The organism is Kluyvera ascorbata ATCC 33433, assembly GCF_000735365.1.
Classification (GTDB): Bacteria; Pseudomonadota; Gammaproteobacteria; order Enterobacterales; family Enterobacteriaceae; genus Kluyvera; species Kluyvera ascorbata.
Genome location: NZ_JMPL01000013.1, coordinates 1 through 23,650 on the forward strand (window position 1 = coordinate 1; position 23,650 = coordinate 23,650).

The following is a 23,650-nucleotide window of genomic DNA, read 5'->3' on the forward strand; positions in this document are numbered from 1 at the left end:
AAATGGCGGTGAGGCGGGGATTCGAACCCCGGATGCAGCTTTTGACCGCATACTCCCTTAGCAGGGGAGCGCCTTCAGCCTCTCGGCCACCTCACCAACAACACCTCTTGCGAGTGCTTCGAAGAACTTGTTTCTGCTCATCGTCGCTGTGTGGCGCACATATTACTTTCTGGGACTTATAAGTCAAACAATTTTCCGTAGATTTTTTTCGTTTGCACATTTCACACGCAATAAGCTGTTAAAAAAGACAGAATGCACGTTTTATCAACAGATAAATTGCGTTTTTGCCGGTATAGCAGCAAAAAAGAAAATGGGCGTAAAAGCGCTGGAGCGAAGAAAAAAGGAAAAAAATGAGAGGAAAGCGAAGAAAACTGCGAGAGGTGCGTCTCACCCGCGGGGTGAGACGCGAGAACTTAGTAACTGGACTGCTGGGATTTTTCAGCCTGGATACGCTGGTAGATCTCTTCACGGTGAACAGAGACCTCTTTAGGGGCATTTACGCCGATGCGCACCTGGTTACCCTTCACCCCTAAAACTGTCACAGTGACCTCATCTCCAATCATGAGGGTCTCACCAACTCGACGAGTCAGAATCAGCATTCTTTGCTCCTTGAAAGATTAAAAGAGTCGGGTCTCTCTGTATCCCGGCATTCTCCATCATATAACGCCAAAAGGTCAGCAATGACAAACACCTTCGTGTAAGCGGTCACAGCATCACACTCTGTTAAATGTAAGTTTAGCCGATTTACATGACTTCAACCTGACTTTATCGTTATCAGTACCGCATATGCAAGGTGCCTTAACGTTTAACGTTAAGGCACCCGCATGCGTTTATTGTTATTACAGTTTAGCGCTGACCCAGCCTTTCACACTGGACAGTGCAGCAGGGAGCGCAGACGCGTCGGTACCGCCAGCTTGCGCCATATCCGGACGTCCGCCCCCTTTGCCGCCCACCTGCTGAGCGACCATGCCAACCAGCTCCCCTGCTTTCACACGGTCGGTCACATCCTTAGACACGCCTGCAATCAGAGAAACCTTACCTTCTGCAACCGTCGCCAGCACGATAACCGCAGAACCCAGTTGGTTCTTCAGATCGTCGACCATAGTACGCAGCATCTTCGGCTCAACGCCGGCAAGCTCGCTCACCAGCAGGTTAACGCCGTTAATATTCTCAGCTTTGCTGGAAAGGTTCGCGCTTTCCTGTGCTGCCGCCTGCTCTTTAAGCTGCTGCAGCTCTTTTTCCAGCTGACGCGTACGTTCAATAACGGTACGCACTTTTTCGGTGACGTTATGGCTGTCGCCTTTCAGCAGCTGCGCAATATCGCTCAGGCGATCGCTTTCAGCGTGCAGCGTGGCAATCGCGCCTTCGCCGGTTACGGCTTCGATACGACGAACGCCTGCCGCAGTGCCTGACTCAGACACGATGCGGAACAGACCGATATCGCCGGTACGAGAAGCGTGGGTACCACCGCACAGCTCAGTAGAGAAGTCGCCCATGCTCAGAACGCGAACGTGGTCGTCATATTTCTCACCGAACAGCGCCATTGCGCCCTTCGCTTTCGCCGCTTCGAGATCCATGATGTTGGTTTCGATTGGCAGGTTGCGACGAATCTGAGCGTTGACCAGATCTTCAACCGCGCGAATCTCTTCTGGCTTCATGGCTTCGAAATGAGAGAAGTCGAAACGCAGAACCTTGTCGTTTACCAACGAGCCTTTCTGCGCAACGTGCGTACCCAGAATCTGGCGCAGCGCCGCGTGCATCAGGTGCGTTGCAGAGTGGTTCAGACGAATGCGTGCACGGCGTGCTACATCAACGTCAGCCTGCACACCGTCACCCACTTTCAGCGCGCCGGTCGCCAGTTTGCCGAGGTGACCAATCGCCTGGCCGTATTTCTGGGTGTCGCTGACCGCAAAGCTAAAGCCCGCGCCTTTCAGTTCGCCCTTATCGCCAACCTGACCGCCTGATTCGGCATAGAATGGCGTCTGGTCCAGCACCACAACCGCTTCCTGACCGGAAGCGATAGACTCTACCGCTTTGCCGTCAACGAACAGCGCAGTGACTTTGCCGTTCAGTTCCAGATGGTCATAGCCTTTAAATTCTGAAGTACCATCAACGCGAATCATCGCGTTGTAGTCGGCGCCAAAACCGCTGGACTCGCGCGCACGACGGCGCTGCTCTTCCATTGCGGCTTCAAAGCCAGCTTCATCAACCTTGATATTGCGCTCACGGCAAACGTCCGCCGTCAGGTCAACCGGGAAGCCGTAGGTGTCGTACAGACGGAATGCGGTTTCGCCGTCCAGCGTGTCGCCGGTCAGTTTTGCCAGCTCTTCGTCGAGCAGCGCCAGACCACGCTCCAGCGTACGAGCAAACTGTTCTTCTTCGGTTTTCAGAACCTGCTCAACCTGCGCCTGCTGACGTTTCAGCTCTTCACCTGCGGCACCCATCACGTCTACCAGCGGGCCAACCAGCTTGTAGAAGAAGGTGTCTTTCGCGCCCAGCATGTTGCCATGACGGACCGCACGACGAATGATGCGACGCAGCACATAGCCGCGGCTTTCGTTAGACGGCATCACGCCATCGGCAATCAGGAACGCACAGGAACGAATGTGGTCCGCGATAACGCGCAGGGACTTGTTGCTCAGGTCGGTTGCGCCGGTCGCTTTTGCCACCGCGTCAATCAGCTTACGGAACAGGTCGATGTCATAGTTGGAGTTCACGTGCTGCAGGACAGCGGTGATACGCTCCAGACCCATACCGGTATCCACAGACGGCTTCGGCAGCGGTTCCATGGTGCCGTCAGCCTGACGGTTGAACTGCATGAAGACGATGTTCCAGATCTCAATGTAACGGTCGCCGTCTTCTTCAGCGGAACCCGGAGGGCCGCCCCAGATGTGGTCGCCGTGGTCATAGAAGATCTCGGTGCACGGGCCGCAAGGACCGGTGTCGCCCATCTGCCAGAAGTTATCCGATGCGTACGGCGCACCTTTGTTGTCGCCGATACGGATGATGCGCTCACGCGGGATACCGACTTCTTTTTCCCAGATTTCGTAAGCTTCGTCATCGCTCTCATAGACGGTGACCCACAGACGCTCTTTCGGCAGGGCGAACCAGTTTTCCCCGGTCAGCAGTTCCCACGCGTATTGAATAGCGTCGTGCTTGAAATAGTCGCCGAAGCTGAAGTTACCCAGCATTTCGAAGAAGGTGTGGTGACGTGCGGTGTAACCGACGTTTTCCAGGTCATTGTGTTTACCGCCCGCACGTACGCAACGCTGCGCGGTGGTCGCGCGAGAATAATTACGCTTGTCGAGACCGAGGAACACATCTTTGAACTGGTTCATCCCGGCATTGGTAAACAGCAACGTAGGGTCGTTATTCGGCACCAGGGAGCTGCTGGCAACTACCTGATGGCCTTTACTATGGAAAAAGTCGAGAAACGCCTGACGGATCTCAGCGGTGCTCTTGCTCATAATTATCCTGACATCAAGCTACACTTCATCCTCCAAACCGCGAGGCAACGGCTGTTTTCACCTTCAGACACATACTGAAGTACCCGTCTGAAGCTTCTCTCGCCCGCCGCTCGGATGCGGCTTGAATGATTTTGTGTATTAAGGAATATTCGTCACCGACGCGGATTGCTTTAAAAACAACCCGCCTCCGGACGGAAAAAGTGGGAATAAGATAAGTTTTCTTTAAAGGGAAGTAAAATCCCCAGTGCGGTCAATCCGCAAAATTTCGCCATATTTCCTGGATATCTTCCATCAGGTAGCCACGGTAGAGCAAAAATCGCTGGATTTTGACCTTTTCAGCAAAGGTAGTTGGCAGCGGCTCACCGTATTTTCTCACCGCCTGATCGCGTGCCAGCGCCGCCCAGTCAATGTCGCACTCACGCATGGCTTGCTCGATGGCGTCGCGCGCAATGCCCTTTTGCCCCAATTCCTGACGAATCCGCGCCGGGCCGTACCCTTTGCGGCTACGTCCGGCCATAAATTGCTGCACAAAGCGACTATCGTCGAGATAGCGGTTTTCAAAACACCAGGCTACCACCTTTTCAACATCTTCCGGCGGTGCATCGATGGGCTCTGGACCATTTTTCCCCATCACCGGGGCGGTAAGTTTGCGCCGCAGCTCCTGTTCGCTGTGGTCGCGCATCGCCAGAATGCGAATGGCGCGATCCAGCAGGCGGGCATAGGCGGAACGACGCGGTGAGTTTTCGGTCATGATGTTTTACCGTCGTGATAAATGCAAAAAGGGCTGCATAAGCAGCCCTTCGTCTCAGTTCAGAGATTATCAGAAGTCTTCGTTGGTTTCTTCAACGCTGTTGTTATCAACGGCGAAGTCCGGCGTAGAGTCCTGGTTGTTGAGCAGCAGCTCACGCACCTTCTTCTCAATTTCTTTCGCCGCAGCCGGGTTCTCTTTCAGCCAGGAGATAGCGTTCGCTTTACCCTGACCAATTTTGTCACCGTTGTAGCTGTACCAGGCGCCCGCTTTCTCAATCAGCTTCTCTTTCACGCCAAGGTCGACCAGCTCACCGAAGAAGTTGATGCCTTCGCCGTAGAGGATCTGGAATTCAGCCTGTTTGAACGGAGCTGCAATTTTGTTCTTCACAACCTTCACGCGGGTTTCGCTGCCGACAACGTTGTCGCCCTCTTTCACAGCGCCGATACGACGGATATCAAGACGTACGGAAGCGTAGAACTTCAGCGCGTTACCACCGGTGGTGGTTTCTGGGTTACCGAACATCACGCCAATTTTCATACGGATCTGGTTGATGAAGATAAGCAGCGTGTTGGACTGCTTCAGGTTACCCGCCAGCTTACGCATCGCCTGGCTCATCATACGTGCCGCGAGGCCCATGTGAGAGTCGCCGATTTCGCCTTCGATTTCCGCTTTCGGCGTCAGTGCCGCAACGGAGTCGACAACGATAACGTCTACCGCACCAGAACGCGCCAGCGCGTCACAAATTTCCAGCGCCTGTTCACCGGTGTCCGGCTGAGAACACAGCAGGTTGTCGATATCAACGCCCAGCTTGCGAGCATAGACTGGGTCCAGCGCGTGTTCAGCGTCGATAAACGCACAGGTTTTGCCTTCACGCTGCGCGGCAGCGATAACCTGCAGCGTCAGCGTTGTTTTACCGGAGGATTCTGGCCCGTAGATTTCGACGATACGGCCCATTGGCAGGCCGCCAGCGCCCAGCGCGATATCCAGCGAAAGCGAACCGGTAGAGATAGTTTCCACGTCCATGGAACGGTCTTCACCCAGACGCATGATGGAGCCTTTACCGAATTGCTTTTCGATCTGGCCCAGCGCTGCAGCCAACGCTTTCTGTTTGTTTTCGTCGATAGCCATTATTACTCCTGTCATACCGGGTGTTACCGGATAGTGAATTCTGTTCTGTTGAGGCAATTATACTGTATGGTCATACAGTATCAAGTGTTTTGTAGAAATTGTTGCCAGAGGAGATTAAGCGCGTAGGCCGTCGCCTGACGACGTACTGATTCGCGGTCCCCCTCGAAGCATTCACGCTGTGTAATGCCCTGCCCAGCGGCGGTGGCAATACCAAACCAGACTGTGCCCACCGGCTTTTCAGCGCTGCCGCCGTCTGGCCCGGCAATGCCGCTGACCGAGATGGCAAAATCGGCACGCGCCGCGCGCAGTGCGCCAATTGCCATCTCTATAACCACCTGCTCGCTGACCGCGCCATACTGTTCGAGCGTCACTTCACGCACGCCGATCATCTGCGATTTCGCCTCGTTGCTGTAGGTCACGAAACTGCGTTCAAACCAGGCCGAACTACCGGCAATATCGGTAATGGCTTTCGCTATCCAGCCACCGGTACAGGACTCTGCGGTGGTGAGTGTCGCCCCGCGAGCCTTCAGCGCCAAGCCGACCTGTTCGCTAAGCTGCATTAATTCTGAATCTGTCATCATCGCTCCGCTTAAGCTCGATAAAGAGGCCATCAAAGATAGCACTTTCAGAACAGATGTGGGGACGGGATAGTGATTTTACGAGGGGGATTCCGAAATTGAACGCCCCGGAAGAACCGGGGCGAAGAAAGGCCAGATTTAGCGCATGCTGGCAGCGATAAGCTCGACGTTATGACGCAGCATTTTGACATAGCTGTCCGCCACGCCACCCGGTTTTGACAGCGCTTCCGGATACAGCTCACCGCCCGGCTGTGAGCCGGTCGCCGCTGCAATCTGCTTCACCAGACGTGGGTCAAGCTGGTTTTCCATAAACCAGGTATGCACGCCGTCAGCCTTAATTTGCGTAATCAACGCCGCTACCTGAGCCGCGCTGGCTTCGCTCTCGGAAGAGAGCCCCTGCGGAGCCAGGAAGGTGACGCCATAAGCCCGCGAGAAATAGCCGAAGGCATCGTGGCTGGTCAACACTTTACGCTTCGCCTGTGGAATGGCGCTGAACTGCTGTTTAGTCCAGGTGTGAATGTCGTTAAGCTCACCAATATAGCGCTTGCCGGAGGCGTTCAGCGCCGCGCTGTCTTCTGGGTCGGCTTTGACCAGTCCGGTCAAAATATTCTGCGCATACAGTGCGCCATTCGCTGCGCTGTTCCAGGCGTGCGGGTCGGTGACCGTTTTGCCGTCTTCATCCAGCGTATGCGTTTTCACTCCCGTCGAGGCGACTATCAGCTCACCTTTAAAACCGGAGGCCTTAATGAGGCGGTCCATCCAGCCCTCCAGCCCCAGCCCGTTAACCACCACCACATCCGCTTTACTGAGCAGCGCGCTATCCTGCGGCGACGGCTCGAAGGTGTGCGGGTCGCCGTCCGGGCCAACCAGCGTGTCGACGTGGACATGTTCACCGCCGACCTGTTTCACCATATCGCCCAGCACCGAGAAACTGCTGACCACGTTCAGCGTTTTTGCCATCGCACCTTGCGCCGTCAGCCCTAACGCCAACGCCAGAATCACCCCAATACGTTTCATTATGTCCCCTATCCTCTTCGTTTTTGCCAGCTAACGGTCAGCCGGCTTCGCTTGCCAAAAAACACAGAAATCAAAAATACGCCGCTGGCGGTGAGCACAATCGATGGCCCTGCGGGAAGATTCGCCGCCCACGACAGGCTGAGCCCCATCCAGGCGCATATTCCGCCTATCAGCGCCGCCAGCAGCAGAATTGACGGTAAGGTTTTCGCCCAGCAGCGCGCCGCGACGGCGGGCAGCATCATGACGCCTACCGCCATCAGCGTGCCCAGCACCTGAAAGCCAGCCACCAGGTTGAGCACCAGCAACGCCAGAAATAGCCCGTGCAGCAACACGGGCAGCCAGCGCGCATTCACCTGCAGCCAGCTGCTGTCAAACGCTTCACTCACCAGCCCCCGGTAGAAGAGAGCAATGCAGAGCAGCGTCAGGCTGGCGACGCCCGCCACAAACAGCGCGGCATCGTTATCCACCGCCAGAATCGAACCGAACAACAGGTGCAGCAGGTCAACGTTGGAGCCGCGTAGCGAGACCAGCGTGACCCCCAGCGCCAGCGACCCTAAGTAGAATCCGGCAAAGCTGGCGTCCTCTTTCAGCGGCGTGCGACGGCTGACCCAGCCGGCCACCAGCGCCACCGTAATACCGGCAATAAAACCGCCGACGGTCATCGCCAGCAGCGACATGCCGTTCACCAGATAGCCCACCGCCACGCCGGGAAGAATGGCGTGCGACAGCGCGTCGCCCATCAGGCTCATTCGCCGTAGCAGTAAAAAGACGCCGAGGATCGTAGTGCTGAGCGACAGGGCAAGGCAGACCACCAGCGCCCGGCGCATAAAGCCAAATTCAATAAAGGGTTGGAAAAAGGTGTGCCAGATCATGCGAGCCTCGCGGAGCTAAACGCCGGAAGCACGTCGCGGGTATGTCCCCAGCAGGCATTTTGTGGGGCCAACAGCAGCGTTTCCGGGAAATACTCCGCCACGCGCTGGTTATCGTGCAGTACCGCCAGCACGGTCTGCCCCTGCTGATGCATCTCCTGAATCACGCCCATCAGGTCATGGCTGGTCGCTTCATCAATGCCGGTGAAGGGCTCATCGAGCATCACCAACGGTGCCCGCTGCACCAGCACGCGGGCAAAGAGCATCCGCTGAAATTGACCGCCGGACAGCGCATCAATCGGGGTTTTCGCCATGCTCGCCAGCCCGACTCGTGCCAGCGACGCCTGAATGCGCTGGAGCGTATCGCTACGCAGGCCGCGCAGAAGCGAGACGCGTGGCCATGCGCCCTGACTGACAACATCCAGCACGGTCAGCGGAAACTGCGACTCCAGCGCATGACGCTGGGCCAGCCAGCCAATAACCGGGCGCGAAGGCGTCCAGTGAATCACGCCGCTCACCGGCGGAATAAACCCCGCCAGCGTTTTCAGTAAAGTCGATTTGCCGCAGCCGTTCAGGCCGACAATCGCCGTCATGCTGCCTTTTTGAATCACGCCGCTCAGCGATGGCGTAATGGCTGCGCCTTCATAGCCAGCCACCAGATTATCCAGTTCAATCATGGCAGCGACACCGCCCACCAGACCATCAACCACAGCGCGGCCAACAGCGCGCAGGCCAGCAAAACCCGCGTCATGCTGCTGGCCATAAAAACAGGAGTGAACATCTTTGCCTCACCATTTAATGTTATAACGTAACAATATTGGATTGGCGCTAAGATGTAAACGGCAGGAAATGATGCTAAATGTAACAAGCCCCCCTCAGAGCCGAGGGGAGCCAGAAGGAAGGATTACTGACCGCGCGCCTGAGCGACCGCCAGGCCCAGTTGCCAGACCGCCATCGCATAGTGGGTGCTGTGGTTATAGCGGGTGATGGTGTAGAAGTTCGGCAGCCCGTACCAGTACTGGTAGCCCGTACCGATATCCAGTCGCAGGAGACTTGCCTGCTGATGGTTGCCCAGAGGCTGCATCGGCGTTAAGCCTGCCGCCGCCAGCTGCGAAACGCTGTATTTGGTTTTGAACCCATTATCCAGCCCCGGAGCCTGCCCCATTGCCTGAACCGCCACCGCGTCGCCGCTCACCCAGCCGTGCTGTTTGAAGTAGTTCGCTACGCTGCCGATAGCGTCTTCCGGATCCCACAGGTTGATGTGACCATCACCGTTAAAATCAACCGCATACTGCTTGTAGGAGGACGGCATAAACTGGCCGTAGCCCATCGCGCCAGCAAACGAACCTTTCAGATCCAACGGATCGTCCTGTTCATCACGCGCCATCAGCAGGAAGGTTTCCAGCTCGCCAGAGAAGTATTCAGCGCGGCGTGGATAGTTAAACGAGAGGGTCGCCAGCGCATCGAGGATACGCGTTTTACCCATCACACGACCCCAACGGGTCTCAACGCCAATAATCCCGACGATAATTTCCGGCGGTACGCCGTAGACCTGTGACGCGCGCTGCAGTGCGTCCTGGTGTTGGTTCCAGAACACCACGCCGTTTTGCACGTTATCCGGAGTAATAAACTGCTTACGATAGCGCAGCCACGCCCCGTTCGGGCCGACTGGCGGCTGTCCGGTCGGCGCCTGCCTGTCCATCAGGCGCAGCACGTAATCCAGGCGCTTGGCCTGGGAGAGAATTTCATGCAGCTGCTGTCGGTCAAAGCCGTGCTTACTCACCATCTTATCGATGAACTGCTCCGCCGCCGGGTTATTGGCAAAATCACCGGTCGGGATCAGCGCATTGTGCTGAGGTTCAAGGAGAAAACCGCCGGAGGTGGTTGCCGGGGTTTCAGCCGTTTTAGGTTTGCTGCTACAAGCAGCGAGCAGGACACACAGGGGGAGTAAAGCCAGAACACGACGCTTCAACATGGGACATCCGTTTAACAATATCAGCAAGAGTTAAATATGGTAAAGCATCCGCCACGCCGCAAGGAAGCGCTGGAAGCCACGAGGGGAAAAAAAATGCCGCAGATGCACTCTCTATGACTCAATCAATGATCTTCCGGGGGAGAATGTTTTATCATCGCCGCGCAAAGCTGGACCGTATAACGCGCTAATTATCGGAGAAAGTCATGAGTGATTTTTTGTTAGAAGCCGGGCGTAAGGCCCTTTTACTGGAACTGCAGGAAGCCAGCCGTCTACCCGACCGTCTTGACGAGACCTTTGTTCAGGCCGCCAACGCCATCCTGAACTGCAAAGGCAAACTGATTGTTTCCGGGATGGGCAAATCCGGCCATATCGGCAAAAAACTCGCCGCCACCTTCGCCAGCACCGGCACCCCCGCTTTCTTTGTTCATCCGGCGGAAGCGCTGCACGGCGATCTGGGGATGGTAGAGAGCCGCGACGTCATGCTGTTTATCTCCTACTCCGGCAGCGCCAAAGAGCTGGACTACATCATTCCGCGGCTGAAAGAGAAATCCGTGGTGCTGTTGGCGATGACCGGTAAGGCCAACTCAGCGCTGGCGCAGGCGGCCGATGCCGTGCTCGACATTGCCGTTGAGCGCGAAGCCTGCCCGATGCACCTGGCGCCCACCTCCAGCACCGTCAACACGCTGATGATGGGCGACGCGCTGGCGATTGCCGTTATGCAGGCTCGCGGCTTTAACGAAGAAGATTTTGCCCGCTCTCACCCGGCCGGTGCGCTAGGCGCTCGTCTGCTCAACCGCGTTCACCACCTGATGCGTCACGAGGACGATGTCCCGCAGGTCACCGTTCACGCAAGCGTAATGGACGCCATGCTGGAACTCAGCCGTACCGGGATGGGGATGGTCGCGGTCTGTAACGAGCAATCACAGGTTCAGGGAGTCTTCACCGACGGCGACCTGCGCCGCTGGCTGGTGAGCGGCGGTTCGCTGGACGATTGCGTTAACGACGCGATGACCAAAGGCGGCGTGACCCTGCGCGATCAGGCGCGTGCTGTCGATGCTAAAGAACAGCTGATGAAGCAGAAAATCAGCGCCGCGCCGGTGGTGGATGAAAACCATCGACTGGTCGGCGCGATTAACCTGCAAAACTTCTACCTGGCCGGGATTCTTTAATCCTTCAGCCCAAGACGTTTCGCCAGCCGGTGCAGGTTGGCGACGTCTGTCTCCAGCGCCCGGGCGCTTGCCGCCCAGTTATGCTGATGCGTCTCTAAAGCCTGGCGAATCATCTGCCGCTGAAAATGCTCGGTAGCATCACGCAGGTTGTTCACCGCCGGCATCGGCGCCGCTGTCTCGACGACCGCCGTCGTTGGCGTCCCTTCCTGAAACGCAAAGTGCTGCGCTTCCAGCACCACCTCGCCGTTGCCGCGCGTGGTTGCCCGCGCCAGCACAACCGCACGGTGTACCGCATGTTCAAGCTCGCGCACGTTACCCGGCCAACCGTAGCTTTGCAGATGCGTCCGCGCGCCGCTGCTTAATACCACTCGCGATAATCCAAGCCGCAGCCGACACTGCTCGCAGAAGTAGCCCGCCAGCAGCACCACGTCATCACCTCGTTCACGCAGCGGCGGCACGGAAAGCGGGAACACGCTCAGGCGATGGAACAGGTCGGCGCGGAAATTACCGGCAACCACCTCTTCACGCAGGTCGCGATTAGTGGCGGCCAGCACCCGCACGTCGACGCGCAGGCTGCGGTCATCACCGACGCGCTGAATATCGCCATACTGTAATACGCGCAGCAGCTTGGCCTGGAGCGCCAGCGACAGCTCGCCAATTTCATCTAAGAACAGCGTACCGTTGTCGGCCATTTCAAACTTGCCGCTGCGGTTACTGATAGCCCCGGTAAACGCCCCTTTGACGTGACCAAATAGCTCACTCTCAGCCACGCTCTCCGGCAGCGCGGCGCAGTTCAGATAAACCAACGGGCTGACCGCGCGCGGCGAGCCCTCATGAATCGCTTTCGCCACCAGCTCTTTCCCGGTGCCGGTTTCGCCGCTTATCAGCACGTTCAGGTCAGAGGCAGCAACAATCTCAATCTCTTTTTTAAGCTGCATCATGCCCGGCGACAGGCCAATCATCTGCGTCTCTTTTACCTGCTCAAAGTCGGTCGGCGCGCCCGGCAGCATATTCTGGCTTTCAAGCTGCTCAATCAGCAGTGCGTTGCTGAGCGCCCCCGCCGCCAGCGCCGCAATCAGCCGCAGCTCTTCATCGCTGAACACGTCGAACTGGTCCGGCGACATGCCATCGAGGGTTAATGCGCCAATCAGGTTTTGCCCGGCAAACAGCGGCAGCCCGATACAGGCGTGGACCTTCAGGCTTTCCTGACCGGGGATCAGACCGTCGTACGGATCGGGTAAATCGCTATCCGCCGGGAAACGCACCACGTCACCCGCGCGGGCAATCGCTTCAAGCCGCGGATGCCCTTCGAGGGTAAAGCGCCTGCCGAGTACGTCTTTCGCCAACCCATCAATCGCCAGCGGAATAAACTGCCGGGCGTCGTAGCGCAGCAGCGCTGAGGCATCGCACTCCAGCACCTGACGCAGCGTGGTGATCAGACGCTGGAATCGGTCCTGATGACCGACGCCGCGCTGGAGTTCTATGGCGATGCCCGCCAGCACATCAACGGAAAAGCTCATGGCGTACCTCTTACAGTCATTTTGACAATGCATGATGTCATATTGACAATATAAAGCATAGTCATTTTGACTAACAACAAAGAGGTAAAAATCAATTAATTCAATAAAATCAATTAATTAAAAAGTTGGCACGCAACCTGCAATTAGCAATACATCTTTTTTGAAAAACGCTGAATTAATTGAGGTTGCTATGTCTATTCTGGTTAAAAATAACATTCATTGGGTTGGTCAACGTGATTGGGAAGTACGTGATTTCCACGGTACCGAATACAAAACGCTGCGCGGCAGCAGCTACAACAGCTACCTTATCCGTGAAGAAAAAAACGTCCTGATTGATACCGTCGACCATAAATTCAGCCGTGAATTCGTACAGAACCTGCGCGGTGAAATCGACCTCGCTGACATCGACTACATCATCATTAACCACGCTGAAGAAGACCACGCCGGTGCGCTGACCGAGCTGATGTCGCAGATCCCGGACACCCCAATCTACTGCACCGCCAACGCCATTGACTCCATTAACGGTCACCACCATCACCCAGAGTGGAACTTCCACGTGGTGAAAACCGGTGACAGCCTGGACATCGGTAACGGCAAACAGCTGATCTTCGTGGAAACCCCGATGCTGCACTGGCCTGACAGCATGATGACCTACATGACCGGCGACGCGGTGCTGTTCAGTAACGATGCCTTCGGCCAGCACTACTGTGACGAACGCCTGTTCAACGACGAAGTAGATCAGACCGAACTGTTCGAACAGTGCCAGCGTTACTACGCCAACATCCTGACCCCGTTCAGCCGCCTGGTGACGCCAAAAATCACCGAGATCCTCGGCTTCAACCTGCCGGTTGATATGATTGCCACCTCTCACGGTGTGGTATGGCGCGATAACCCAACCCAGATTGTTGAACTGTACCTGAAATGGGCGGCAGACTATCAGGAAGACCGTATCACTATCTTCTACGACACCATGTCCAACAACACCCGCATGATGGCGGATGCTATTGCCCAGGGGATCAACGAAGTTGACCCGAACGTGGCGGTGAAAATCTTCAACGTCGCCCGCAGCGATAAAAACGAAATTCTGACCAACGTCTTCCGCTCTAAAGGCGTGCTGGTTGGGACTTCAACCATGAACAACGTGATGATGCCGAAAATCGCTGGCCTGGTGGAAGAGATGACCGGCCTGCGCTTCCGCAACAAGCGCGCCAGCGCCTTTGGTTCGCACGGCTGGAGCGGCGGCGCGGTCGATCGTCTGTCGACCCGTTTGCAGGATGCGGGCTTTGAAATGTCCCTGAGCCTGAAAGCCAAATGGCGTCCTGATGTTGATGCGCTGGAAGTGTGCCGTCAGCACGGTCGTGAAATCGCTCGCCAGTGGGCGCTGGCTCCGCTGCCAGAAGCCACAGCAAAACCCGACGCCGCGAAAGAGTCCTGCGCCTGTGCCGCCGCTGCCGCAGCCGCAGCCGACCTCGGCCCAAGCATGCAGTGCAGCGTGTGCCAGTGGATCTACGACCCAGCCAAAGGTGAACCTAATCAGGACGTGCAGCCAGGCACCCCGTGGAGCGAAGTCCCGGACAACTTCCTGTGTCCAGAATGCTCTTTAGGCAAAGACGTCTTCGACGTACTGGCGACGGAGGCAAAATGAATCATGGCATCGTGATCGTTGGCTCGGGCTTCGCCGCCCGCCAGCTGGTGAAGAATATTCGTAAGCTCGACGCGAGCGTCAAACTGACGCTCATCGCCGCCGACAGCATCGACGAGTACAACAAGCCGGACTTAAGCCATGTGGTGAGCCGGGGGCAAACCGCCGCCGACCTCACCCTGCAAACCGCAGGCGAGTTCGCCGAGCAGTACAACCTGAACCTGTTCCCGCAGACCTGGGTGACCAGCATCGATGCAACCGCGCATGTGGTGAAAAGCCAGAACCATGAGTGGCAGTACGACAAGCTGGTGCTGGCAACGGGCGCATCCACCATCGTGCCGCCGGTACCGGGCAAAGAGCTGATGCTGACCCTCAACAGCCAGCAGGAGTTTGGCGCGGCGCAAAGTACGCTGCGCGATGCCCGACGCGTGCTGATTATCGGCGGTGGTTTGATTGGCTGCGAGCTGGCAATGGACTTCAGCCGCGCCGGTAAAGCGGTCACCGTGGTCGATAACTCTGCCAGCGTGCTAGCTTCGCTGATGCCGCCGGAAGTAAGCAGCCGTTTGCAGCATCGTCTGACCGACATGGGTATTCATCTGCTGCTGAAATCTCAGTTGCAATCGCTGGAACAGACCGCCAGCGGCATTCGCGCCACCTTTGACCGTGACCGCCACGTCGAGGTTGATGCGGTAGTGGCCGCCACCGGCCTGCGCCCGGAAACGGCGCTGGCGCGCATGGCGGGTCTCGAGATTAACCGCGGCGTGAAGGTCGACGGTACGCTGCGCACCAGTAATCCGGATATCTACGCGCTGGGCGACTGCGCTGAGATTAACGGTACGGTGCTGCCGTTCCTGCAGCCGATTCTGATGAGCGCCATGTGTCTGGCGAAAAACCTGCTCGGCCAGCCCGGCGAGCTGAAGCTGCCGAACATGCTGGTAAAGGTGAAAACGCCGGATCTGCCGCTGCATCTGGCCGGTGAAACCCGCCGCCCGGATTTGAACTGGAAGATTGAAACTCGCGCCGACGGCATGCTGGCGCAGGGGTATGACGACCGTCAGCAGCTGTGCGCTTTCGTGGTGAGCGAAGAACGAATGAAAGAGGCCTTTGCTTTGCTGAAGTCACTCCATCAATAAGGCTTCCCCCTCTGTTCACTGTTTAATTTAACCGCATGCGCATGGACGCGCGAAAGTCTCATTGTTACTTGCCCCGCTGCCCGGGGCTTTTTTATTTATTATCCACGACTCACTTAACATCATTAAAATCTATTTCTACATCATCACAACCCCCTCGCGACATTAATAAATCTGCCGCAGATAACATTCAATCATTAACTATCACCATCTCTTTTACATAGCTGTTTTCTCATTAACTGTCGTTTATAAGTAAAAGCCCACAGGGTAAATAACGCCAATAAGCGGTAGACGCCCCTGCGTGTCATACAAATACCACATGAAAAAGAAATTAACGGAGATAACTCATGCAATTAGGATTTGAACTCACCTTCAGCAGCGATACCTGGTATCCGACAGTTGATATCAACAATATAAAATCTACGACCGCTAAAGTTATCGATATCAAAGAAAAAATGGTGCTGACATTCAGCGCACCGGGGAAGGTAACTGCCGGCGACATCACTATTTCCACCAACCCATGGTGTGAATTAAAAACAGATATCGAGACCAGTGAAATTTCCAGCGGTATATTTGATATCAAATTAACAATTTCCGCTGCCGATGGTTCTGCAATTGGTAACGCTATTTCCACGATCCATATGGGCGTGAATGTGGCATCCGATACGGTGCCGGCCTGGCAGACGTTCCAGGATTCCTTCACGCTCGCCGCAGATGAAGAAACTCAGGTCGCAGGCGAACTTGTCGTCACCTGTGCCGCCTTCCCGGCCGGGCTGGAGCAGACGCCGCTGGAACTGGTGCTGACCCGCGGTGAACAACGCGAAACGTGCGCGCTGGTTGCGGGAAATAATACATTGAGTATTGTCGCCGGTACCTACACCGTCAGCGCCGCGCAGCTGTGCACCGCTGATGGAACCGTACGGGCCGAGGTAGCCTTGGGGTCCTCTCAGGTGACCATCGGCAAAGGCCAGCGCACCGCGCTGAACGTCACCTTTGGGCCCGCACAACGCAGCACCACCCTCGATGTGAAGCTCGATTTATCCACATCGCACGCGCTGTACAATGAAACTTTACAGCTGGTTTACGAGGAGAACGGGATTGAAGCGCAACGCATCGCGCTGCGCGTCGGGCAGTCAGTCCGCCTGCAGCAATTGCCGATTAGCGGTCAGTTCACCCTGCGCATTGACGATATCAGATTGAACAACGCCCACTACTGCGTTGATGTCGTGCAAGGGCCGCTGAATAATCAGCACGAGAATATTGTTTTTGGCGACGCTCAGACTCACTCGCAGAGTGATACCGCGGCGCACTCCGCCGCGCTTAATATCGCCATTAACGCGGAAAAAACCGTGGATGCCGCATTTTATATTCGCCTCATCGACGAAAATGATACTCCGCGCCAATATCATTTCGGCAATCTGCCGATGCAGCCGGGCAATCACAACGCCATCGCCAGCATCGCGCCGGGGAACTACCGTGTAGAAAGCCCTACCGTGATTCAGAATGGCGTCATTTATTACGTTGATACCGCCTCGCAGCAGCTGCGGGTTGATAATGACGCAGCGTTGACCTTAACGGTCGCGGTAACAGAAGGTGCGAATCTGCATGTTAAAGGGTTCCCGGACTTTCTGAGCTTTGGCGGCTGTGCCGATATGTCGCCGAGTAATGTGGCGGACCTTGCCGAAGCGCGCGTGTCGTCTCTCTTTAAATATTCCGGCGACGATGGTATGGGAGATGCATCCGCCTACCTGGATCCAGCAAAAGAGCCTACGCCAAAAATCATCGAAATGGCGCGTAACGTTACGGCCAGCACGCAAGAACACGTGCTGCCCGTCATGGTGTCCTATACCTGCAACCTGTCATTGGGCGATGTGACCAATATTATTAACGATCCTGTCCGTCACCAGTTTAGCTTCGCGAACTTCATTCAGGCGCTGCAAATGGCTCAGGCAATGAAGGATGACGAGCACCCGGTACCGGCTGGCTTTATCGTTAACCCGGATTACCTTGGCGAATGCCAAAAATACGGTTTCGCCGCAGATTATCCGGTGACGGTTCGCAAGCCGCTGGCGGAAGCTATGGCGCACCACGGTGTTGATATCACCATCCCGGCGGGCATTTCCGACACGCTGAAAGGCTACATTAAGGCGGTTAACTGGCTGGTACGCGTGGTTGCGCCGGACGTCGTTCTCGGCTGGCAAATCAACCTGTGGAGCGTTGGCGGCTCACAGTGGGTGTACCAGGACTTTACCTACGATGATGTTTTCGATCCTGAAGACGGCACGAAAAAGCGCATGACCATTACCCCTGAACTCGCGGGTAAGCTCTCGGCAGAATATGCGCTGATGGTCGGCGTGTTTGACGATATCGAATATACGCTCGCCAATGGCGCATCCGCCGTTGCCAAAGGAGCCGATTTTATGGCTGCCGATCGCTACGAGGCCGATGACTTCACCGCTCGCGCCTATAAAAACGGTTACTGTTATTCGCCTTATGAGTGGGATCGGACGTTTGATTTCTGCGCTTCGCTCAGCCGCCATCTGCGCCAGCCGGTCATGCCATGGCAGGTTCCGGCTAGCCGCCTGGCAAGCGTCAGCGAGGAAGTTGCCGAGCTGGACGAACAGTTCTGGGGCACTGGCGGTAGCTATCTGATGGGTCATCCTGAAATTGGCAGCGCCGTAGATGCTATCAATACCAAGCTGCTGGACATTGAATTTCTCGACGTACACGTCGGTATGATGGGCCGCAACCCTCGCGATCTATTTAGCCGCCAATCCTGGGATCTCTCGACGGCGAAATACCACGACTTCCCGTCACGCGGTATTTTCCACGTACAGGTTGGTGGCGGAGCCACGACGGGCGTCGTCAGCGCGGTTAACCGTAATAGCAGCCGCTGGATGCGTGAGAAGCTCAAAGCCTATCGCGACAATCCGGTGAAATTCGAATAACACGTCACCGAACTTTCAGCTACCCGCGAAGCGGGTAGCTGAATTCCCTTAACGCACCACCAGTGCGTCATAGTTGCGCCAGCGGTAGTTCACCATCGACACCAGCCAGCACAGCGCGAACAGACCAATCACCACAAAGCCCGCGTTGCCGAGGTTATCGCTCAGCATCGACACACCGCTCCAGATGCCGCCGGTCAGGTCGAACTTATCGATAATCAGCCCCAGCGCTTCCAGTCCACCGATAAACAGCGCGACCACCACGGATGCGCCGGTAATGGTCATGTTGTAGTAAAGCTTACGCTGCGGCTTATTGAAGGCCCAGCCGTACGCGCCCACCATTAGAATGTTATCCAGCGTATCAACCAACGCCATGCCGCTCGCAAACAGCGCCGGGAAGACCATAATCGACCACATCGACATCCCGCTCGACGCGCTGGCGGCAGAGATGCCCAGCACGCCAATTTCGGTAGCAGTATCAAAGCCCAGACCAAACAGGAAACCCACCAGGTACATATGCCAGCTTTTGCCAATCAGGCGGAAAGTACGGCTGAACAGCGCGCTCATCATACCGCCCGCCACCGGCAGCTCGGCTGAGACCGACTCACCCTTTTTCAGCGCCTGGAAGCTGCGCCACACGCCGCGCAGAATAATCAGGTTCACCAGCGCCATTGCCAGCAGAAACACCGCCGACACGGTCGTGCCGATGATGCTACCAGTGTCGTGGAACCAGCTCATTTTGTGCTGGAATGCGGTCGCCGTGGCGGCAATCGCCACTGACGCCAGCACCACGATGGAGGAATGACCGAGTGAGAACCAGGCACCGACGCCGAACGGGCGCTTGCCCTGCTGCATCATTTTACGGGTGACGTTATCAATCGCCGCAATATGGTCGGCGTCCACCGCGTGACGCAGGCCGTAGCCCCACGCCAGCAGACTGGCGGCCATCAGCGCGCCGTTATGACCAAATGCCTGCCATGCCCAACCCCAGGCCAGTAAATTCGCCAACACAAGAACCAGAACCAGCAGCGTTGCGCGCGGCTGTTGACGAAGAACATTCCACAACATGAGTAACTCCTTAAACCAGATGGCGAGCTGCAGCAATCACAGACTGCCCGTATGAAATTGCCCCATCCCCCGCGGGTAAACGCTTCGGAAAGAGCAAAGTGAAATCGTGTAAATAATGCGTAAGACGGCTGCGCAGCAGCGCGTTGTGCAGCACGCCGCCGCCGAAAGCCAGCGTCGACAGCGACAAACGCTCTGCGTGTTGACGCATTAAGGTGGCGATGCCCTGCGCCAGCGCGTCGTGAAACGCCCACGCTTTTTGCGCCGGGGTCGCCTGCCAGCCAAGCCACGCCGGCCAGAAGGTGGCGAGATCCAACTGGCTATCAACAACCGGCATGGTCACCGGATGAACAATGCCCGCGCTGCCTGTCGCCAGCGCTTCCAGCCGACAGGCCGCCTCGCCTTCATAGCTCAGCGCGAGCGGTGCGCAGCCCACCGCACAGGCTACAGCGTCAAACAGGCGACCACAGGAAGACGCCACCGGGCTATTGAGCCCGCGCTGGATCGCCTGCGCCAGCAGCGGCCAGTTCTGTTGCTGCACCGCTTGCGTCTCACCGAACGTTTGCCAATCTGGAACGAACGCCAGGCAGTGCGCCAGCAGGTTGCGCCACGGCTGACGCGCCGCCAGATCACCGCCTGGCAACGCCACGGTGGGCAGGCCGCCGAGATGTTCACACTCGCGGTAGCTCACGCGCAGACACTCACCGCCCCACAGCGCGCCGTGCTCGCCCATGCCAATACCGTCGAGCGCCATCGCAATCACGTCGCCGCCGTCAAGCGGCCAGTCGTGTTCAGCAAGGCTGGCGGCAATATGGGCATGATGATGCAGTACCTGATGCCGCGGCAGCGCAAGCTCCGTCGCCCACTGAGAAGAACGATAAACCGCGTGGTAATCCGCCACCACCGCCTGCGGCGTAAAGTCATAAATGGACTGCATCAGCGCCAGCGCCTGTCGCCACTGGGCTTCCACGCCATCGTCGGTCAGGTCGCCAAAGTGCTGGCTGAGTACCGCCCGGTCGCCGCGTACCAGACAGAAGGTATTTTTCATGTCCGCGCCAAGACAGAGCATCGGCGGTACGTCGCGAAAGCCCGGCGGCAGAGTCAGCGCATCCGGCACATAGCCGCGCGAACGGCGCAGCATTTCGCCGCTCTGGCGCACCACCGAATCATCCATGCGCTGCACGATATCGCGGTTGTGTAACAGGAAACCGTCGGCAATATCGGCCAAATCCGCCAGCGCGCTGTCGTTAGTCAACGCCGGAGGTTTACCGCTCAGGTTGCCGGAGGTCATCACCAGCGGGCGCGCCAGCGCCTGTATCAGCAGATGCTGTAGCGGGTTGGCGGGCAGCATCACGCCTACTTCCGCAAGGTCCGGCGCAATCTCCTGGCAGATCCCAGAGACCAGATGTTTATCCACCAGCACAATCGGTGCGGCGGGGGTATTGAGCAGCGAGCGCGCGTCAATCGACAGCGCGTCAGCGTTAGCTATCATCACCGCCAGCGGTTTTGCCGGGCGATGTTTGCGGGCGCGAAGCGTCGCTACCGCCGCGGCATTGCCGGCATCGCAGGCCAGATGGAAGCCGCCAATTCCCTTCACCGCCACAATGCCACCGGCTTCAATCATGGCAATAGCGGCGGCAAGCGCCGCTTCTTTTTCCGCGCGTTGCTCACCGCTGTGCCACATTAGCCACGGCCCGCACTCGGCGCAGGCCACCGGCTGGGCGTGGAAACGACGGTCGTAAGGGTTTCGGTACTCCGCCTCGCACGACGGGCAGAGCGGAAACGCCGCCATCACCGTCAGCGGGCGGTCATAGGGCATAGCGTGAATAATGGTAAAACGCGGCCCGCAGTGGGTGCAGTTGATAAACGGATAGCGGTAGCGCCGCTCCTGCGGGTCGTTCATTTCCGCCAGACAGGCCGGACAGGTTGCCGCATCCGGGACAATCTGGGTGCTCATCGCCCCGGCACCGCTCTGGCGAATAGTAAAATCGGTCGGCAGCGTCGGCCACTCGAATGGCTCAACGTGGGTACTATCAATACGCGCAAGCGGCGGGCAGTACTGGTACAGCGCGGCGATAAAATCCGCTTCGTCACCGAACAGGCGTAGCAGGACGCCAGCGCTGTCGTTACAGACATCGCCAAGGCAGCCGCGCTGCTGTGCCAGTTGCCAGACGAAGGGGCGGAAGCCCACCCCCTGTACTTTTCCGCAGATGCGGATCTGCACGCCGTTTGCGTTCATTTGATTACCCGTTGAGCGCCGCGTTCAGGCGCGTTTTCATCGACTGATAGCTGTCCTGCGCGTAGATTTCGGCCCAGTTCTGATCCTCTATCGCCTCGATTTTCACCGCGCAGTACTTGGTTTCCGGCGTTTTCGAGATAGGGTCGAGGTTGTCCTGAGTCAGTTCGTTGCAGGCGCCAATCCACCATTGGTAGGTCATATAAACGCTGCCATGGTTGATGCGTTCGCTGACGCTGGCGCGGCTAATCACCTTGCCGCGACGCGAGGAGACCCACACCAGCTGCTTATCACGCACGCCAAGCAGGCTGGCATCCTGCGGGTTCATCTGCACAAAGCCGGGTTCATCGGCGAGCGATTGCAGCGCCGCACAGTTGCCGGTCATCGAGCGACAAGAGTAGTGCCCGACCTCGCGTACGGTGCAGAGCACCAGCGGGAAGTCGTCGTCAGGCGTTTCGGCTGGCGCACGCCACGGAGCCGCGAACAGGTGGCCTTTACCGTCAGGCGTGGCGAACTGATTGCCTTCGTACAGATACGGCGTCCCCGGATGATCGAGCGTCGGGCATGGCCACTGCACGTGCCCCATCTCGCCCATTTTTTCGTAGGTTACGCCGTAGAACAGCGGGCACAGCTCGCGCATTTCGTCCCAGATTTGCTGGTTGTCGTCGTAATGCATCGGGTAGCCCATTTCGCTTGCCAGCAGGCTGATAATTTCCCAGTCACGCTTCACGTTATAGGTCGGTTCGATGGCTTTTTCGAAGCGCTGGAAGCCGCGGTCGGCGCAGGTGAAGACGCCGCCGTGTTCGCCCCATGAGGTGGCGGGCAGCAGCACGTCCGCCTGTTCGGCGGTCTTGGTCATAAAGATGTCCTGCACCACCACAAAGTCGAGCGCTTCAAATCCCTGGCGCACCAGGCCTAAATCCGCCTCGGTTTGCAGCGGGTCTTCGCCCATGATGTAGTAGGCTTTCACCTTTCCTTCGATGGCCAGATGCGGCACTTCGGTAATGCGTACACCAACTTTGTCGTCCATCAAGCTGGCATCGATGCCCCAGGCCCTGGCGAACTTCTCGCGCACGGCGGCATCGACCACGTCCTGATACCCAGGGAACTGGTTTGGCAGCACGCCCATATCACAAGCGCCCTGCACGTTGTTCTGCCCACGCACCGGGCCAACGCCAACGGCTTCACGTCCGAGGTTACCGGTCAGCAGCGCCAGGCTTGCCAGCCCTTTCACCACGTCAACGGCCTGGCCGAACTGGGTCACGCCCATGCCCCACATAATGGTCGCCGACGGCGCGGCCGCGTAGGTACGCATCGCCTGGCGAACCTGCATGGCCGGAATGCCGGTCAGGGATTCCACCGCTTCTGGCGCGTAGTCTTTGACCACTTCACGCAGTTCATCAAGCCCGGTGGTGTAGCGAGAAACGTATTCGTGGTCGTACAGGTCTTCTTCCAGCAGCACGTGGGCGAAAGCGTTCACCAGCGCCATATTGCTGCCGTTGCGCATTTGCAGATGCTGGTCGGCGATGCGCGCGGTTTCAATACGACGCGGATCGCAGACGATAATTTTGGCCCCTTTGTCTTTCGCTTTAATCACGCGACGCGCCACTATCGGGTGCGAGTCCGCGCAGTTGTAGCCAAAGACCAGCAGGCAGCGGGAGTTTTCGATATCGCCGATGCTGTTGCTCATCGCGCCGTTGCCCAGCACATCCTGAAGCCCGGCCACCGATGGGCCATGACAGACGCGCGCACAGCAGTCGACGTTATTGGTGTGCAGCACGCCGCGGGCGAATTTCTGCATCACGTAGTTAGTTTCATTGCCGGTGCCGCGCGATGACCCAGTGGTCATAATGGCGCGCGGTCCGAATTTGGCTTTGATATCGCCAAGACGCTTCGCGGTATAGCGAATCGCCTCATCCCAGCTCACGGGGGTGAACTTGCCGCCTTTTTCATAGCGGATCATCGGCTGCGTTAATCGGGGGGTCAGCAGCTTGGTATCGTTGAGGAAGTCCCAGCCGTAATAGCCCTTCAGGCACAGCTCATTCTGGTTGGTTTTCCCTTCGGCGGCCTCGGCGCGAATAATTTTACCGTTGTCGACAACCAGCTTCAGTTTGCAACCAGCGCCACAGTATGGGCACACACTCGTGATTTTTTTCAT

The 23,650-nt window shown here is 57.3% G+C and carries 17 protein-coding genes and 1 tRNA gene; 4 read left to right on the top strand and 14 right to left on the bottom strand.

Annotated features, from left to right (window positions below; all coding sequences use genetic code 11):
- Positions 1-3: 3 nt before the first annotated feature.
- The 10 genes from GKAS_RS05550 to mltB form a co-directional block, all read right to left on the bottom strand.
- Positions 4-96 (bottom strand) — tRNA-Ser (locus tag GKAS_RS05550).
- A gap of 317 nt (positions 97-413) precedes the next feature.
- Positions 414-599 (bottom strand): carbon storage regulator CsrA, encoded by a 186-nt coding sequence (gene csrA / locus GKAS_RS05555; protein WP_000906486.1) that lies wholly within the window; start codon positions 597-599, stop codon positions 414-416.
- Between the two features lie 240 nt (positions 600-839).
- Positions 840-3,467, bottom strand: a complete 2,628-nt coding sequence (gene alaS / locus GKAS_RS05560) for an alanine--tRNA ligase (protein ID WP_035892535.1) — start codon at positions 3,465-3,467, stop codon at positions 840-842.
- Between the two features lie 250 nt (positions 3,468-3,717).
- Positions 3,718-4,218, bottom strand: a complete 501-nt coding sequence (gene recX, locus GKAS_RS05565) for a recombination regulator RecX (RefSeq protein ID WP_035892537.1) — start codon at positions 4,216-4,218, stop codon at positions 3,718-3,720.
- A 69-nt stretch (positions 4,219-4,287) separates the two neighbouring features.
- Positions 4,288-5,346: a recombinase RecA gene (recA, locus tag GKAS_RS05570; protein ID WP_035892538.1), complete on the bottom strand. Its 1,059-nt coding sequence runs from the start codon at positions 5,344-5,346 to the stop codon at positions 4,288-4,290.
- Positions 5,347-5,426: 80 nt separating this feature from the next.
- Positions 5,427-5,924: a nicotinamide-nucleotide amidase gene (pncC, locus tag GKAS_RS05575; RefSeq protein WP_035892539.1), complete on the bottom strand. Its 498-nt coding sequence runs from the start codon at positions 5,922-5,924 to the stop codon at positions 5,427-5,429.
- Positions 5,925-6,062: 138 nt separating this feature from the next.
- Positions 6,063-6,941 carry a metal ABC transporter substrate-binding protein gene (locus tag GKAS_RS05580; protein ID WP_035892540.1) on the bottom strand — a complete coding sequence of 293 codons (879 nt, stop codon included), beginning with the start codon at positions 6,939-6,941 and terminating at the stop codon, positions 6,063-6,065.
- Positions 6,942-6,949: 8 nt separating this feature from the next.
- Positions 6,950-7,813: a metal ABC transporter permease gene (locus GKAS_RS05585; protein ID WP_035892541.1), complete on the bottom strand. Its 864-nt coding sequence runs from the start codon at positions 7,811-7,813 to the stop codon at positions 6,950-6,952.
- On the bottom strand, positions 7,810-8,520 hold the full coding sequence (locus GKAS_RS05590) for a metal ABC transporter ATP-binding protein (protein WP_167540403.1): 711 nt from the start codon (positions 8,518-8,520) through the stop codon (positions 7,810-7,812). Before GKAS_RS05590 ends, GKAS_RS05585 begins: the two co-directional genes overlap by 4 nt.
- A 194-nt stretch (positions 8,521-8,714) precedes the next feature.
- A complete protein-coding gene (mltB, locus tag GKAS_RS05595) occupies positions 8,715-9,785 on the bottom strand; it encodes a lytic murein transglycosylase B (protein ID WP_035892543.1) in 1,071 nt (356 codons plus the stop codon).
- A gap of 203 nt (positions 9,786-9,988) precedes the next feature.
- Between mltB and gutQ the strand changes: the two genes are divergently transcribed.
- Positions 9,989-10,954, top strand: coding sequence for an arabinose-5-phosphate isomerase GutQ (gene gutQ, locus GKAS_RS05600; RefSeq protein WP_035892544.1), 966 nt, complete (start codon positions 9,989-9,991; stop codon positions 10,952-10,954).
- On the opposite strand, the gene norR is transcribed toward gutQ, so the two are convergent.
- Positions 10,951-12,474: a nitric oxide reductase transcriptional regulator NorR gene (norR, locus tag GKAS_RS05605; RefSeq protein WP_035892545.1), complete on the bottom strand. Its 1,524-nt coding sequence runs from the start codon at positions 12,472-12,474 to the stop codon at positions 10,951-10,953. The genes gutQ and norR overlap by 4 nt on opposite strands.
- A gap of 190 nt (positions 12,475-12,664) precedes the next feature.
- Here norR and norV point away from each other — a divergent pair, with 190 nt between their 5' ends.
- The 3 genes from norV (at position 12,665) to GKAS_RS05620 (ending at position 18,194) form a co-directional block, all read left to right on the top strand.
- On the top strand, positions 12,665-14,119 hold the full coding sequence (gene norV, locus GKAS_RS05610; protein ID WP_035892546.1) for an anaerobic nitric oxide reductase flavorubredoxin: 1,455 nt from the start codon (positions 12,665-12,667) through the stop codon (positions 14,117-14,119).
- Positions 14,116-15,249: an NADH:flavorubredoxin reductase NorW gene (norW, locus tag GKAS_RS05615; RefSeq protein WP_035892548.1), complete on the top strand. Its 1,134-nt coding sequence runs from the start codon at positions 14,116-14,118 to the stop codon at positions 15,247-15,249. Before norV ends, norW begins: the two co-directional genes overlap by 4 nt.
- A 344-nt stretch (positions 15,250-15,593) precedes the next feature.
- Positions 15,594-18,194, top strand: a complete 2,601-nt coding sequence (locus tag GKAS_RS05620) for a hypothetical protein (RefSeq protein ID WP_035892550.1) — start codon at positions 15,594-15,596, stop codon at positions 18,192-18,194.
- Positions 18,195-18,242: 48 nt separating this feature from the next.
- On the opposite strand, the gene GKAS_RS05625 is transcribed toward GKAS_RS05620, so the two are convergent.
- The 3 genes from GKAS_RS05625 to fdhF are packed head-to-tail and all read right to left on the bottom strand — an operon-like array spanning position 18,243 to position 23,650.
- Complete coding sequence (locus tag GKAS_RS05625; protein WP_035892551.1) at positions 18,243-19,259, bottom strand: HoxN/HupN/NixA family nickel/cobalt transporter; 1,017 nt, start codon at positions 19,257-19,259, stop codon at positions 18,243-18,245.
- 10 nt (positions 19,260-19,269) lie between these two features.
- Positions 19,270-21,495, bottom strand: coding sequence for a carbamoyltransferase HypF (hypF, locus tag GKAS_RS05630; protein ID WP_035892553.1), 2,226 nt, complete (start codon positions 21,493-21,495; stop codon positions 19,270-19,272).
- 4 nt (positions 21,496-21,499) lie between these two features.
- Complete coding sequence (gene fdhF, locus GKAS_RS05635) at positions 21,500-23,650, bottom strand: formate dehydrogenase subunit alpha (RefSeq protein ID WP_035892554.1); 2,151 nt, start codon at positions 23,648-23,650, stop codon at positions 21,500-21,502.